Annotated in this window: 1 protein-coding gene; it reads right to left on the minus strand. The window is 61.0% G+C overall.

Annotated features, from left to right (window positions below; translation table 11 throughout):
* Positions 1 to 163: 163 nt before the first annotated feature.
* Positions 164 to 1,823 (minus strand): c-type cytochrome (locus ABX749_RS31575; RefSeq protein WP_372899534.1); only part of this gene is annotated, 1,660 nt, incomplete at its 5' end.

Raw genomic sequence — 1,823 nt, forward strand, 5'->3', positions numbered from 1 at the left:
CAACTGCTTCACAGCGTTGCCTGCTGGTGTTAGCGGAACGGCGCGAGCCGTCCGGTGTCGGCGTTGGAAACGCGCTGACGAACCGCAGGGCTCGCGCCCTGCCGCTAACAACTGTTCCGCAGCGACACCCTTCGGGGGCGCGTCGGCTGGGTAACGAGTTCCGCTACGGGCGGGTGGCGATTTCGGCCGAGGGGACGACTCCCAGGTAGGCCATCATGTCGCTGATCTCCTGCAGCGTCAGCTCATCGATCAGCCCGCTGGGCATGATGCTGCTGGTGCTCGGCAGGATTTGGTCCACTTCCGACGCTTCGATCATCGCGGTGTTGTTCCTGGCGTCACGGACCACCAGGGTGCCATCGGATTGTTCGCTGACCATGCCGACAAAGATTTTGCCGTCCAAGGTCAGGACTTTCTTGCTGGCGTATTGGTCGCTGACGACGTGAGCCGGGTAGAGGATCGATTCGACGATTTCCCGTTTGGTGAATCGCCGCGCGATGCCCGACAGGCTCGGGCCGATCGATTCGCCGTAGTTGCCGAAGCGGTGGCATTGGGCACAGCTGGCTTTGGTGTACGCCGCTTTGCCCGCGGCGGGGTTTCCGACGCGACCCTTGTCGCTGTCGAGATACGTGACCAATTGCTCAAAGTCCCAGCGTGATTCATCAGCCTTGGGCAAGACAGCCGGCGGACGATCGGGATAGACACTGGCATACCATTTTTGCCACGGACGCATGGATTGTTTTCCGCCGGCGGGGCGTTCCATCCCGGTCCAGTGTTCCAACAGCTGTTCGATTTTTTCAAACGGCCGCTCGTCTGCTTCGGCGCGGACACCGAGCAAGATCAGGTGACGCAGCGCCATCGGGTCATCGGTCGCGACGTCGACTTTTTGCAGCGCGCCGACGACTTCTTCACCGGCTTCGTCGTCCAGGATGTTCAGACTGCGGACCAGGTAGTCCCAGTTTTCGCCTTCGGGGTGGACCGCCAAGGCCATCGAGATGACGGCACGGCGTTGTGGTTCATCGCGCCAAAGTTCACGCAAGTACTCTTGGGCTTCGGGCTCTTCGGACGAAGCCAGCAAGGCGACGATGCCGGTCCGCAGGCGTCGCTGGACGTCGCGGCCGTTTTGGTCATCGCGGATCTTTTTGTCCAGCGACATCAAGGTTTCGGTCGTGAGCGCATCGATCGGTTGTTTGACCTTGTAGATCGCCGCCAAGGCCGCGTTCTGCCAAACGTGCCCCTGTTCCAAAATGGCTTGCAAGTCATCGGCGGACAGCGTGGATGCAAAGTCACGGGTGACGTTGGTCATGTACATCGGCAGCGAGCCGGCGGTCGATCGGTTGGCCGCTTTTTCAAAGAACTTGAGGATCGCGAAGCGTTGTTTCGCGTTCCATCCGTCGGACATCGATTGCAAGCACATCGCCACCAGGGTGCGCGTCTCGTGCGGCGCGTCGGACTCCAGGTACTCGATCGCGCGATCGGCCAAGGATTCGGAACTGAGGTAGGTGGCCAGCCGAATGACTTCGTGATTGATTCTCGGTTCGCCCGCAGGAAACTCTTCGGCGATCTGTGCGCCCAGCGGGGCCACCTTGGCGGGATCCAGGCCGCTGCGATGCAGCGTCACCTGACAAAGACGCAGGACATCGATGAAGTCGGCATCACTGAGGAAGCCGGTCATCATTTCGCTGCAGCGTTCCAGGACCGCCAAGGCTGTTTTTTCGCTGTGGTCGACATCGACCAATGCGAGCATGCCGACGATGGCGACGCGTGTCTTGTCGGTGCCGAGCACTTCGTCGCGGAAGGTTTCGGCGGGCATTCGTTCGAGCAGC

The sequence above is a fragment of the Stieleria sp. genome, assembly GCF_041595215.1.
Classification (GTDB): domain Bacteria; phylum Planctomycetota; class Planctomycetia; order Pirellulales; family Pirellulaceae; genus Stieleria; species Stieleria magnilauensis.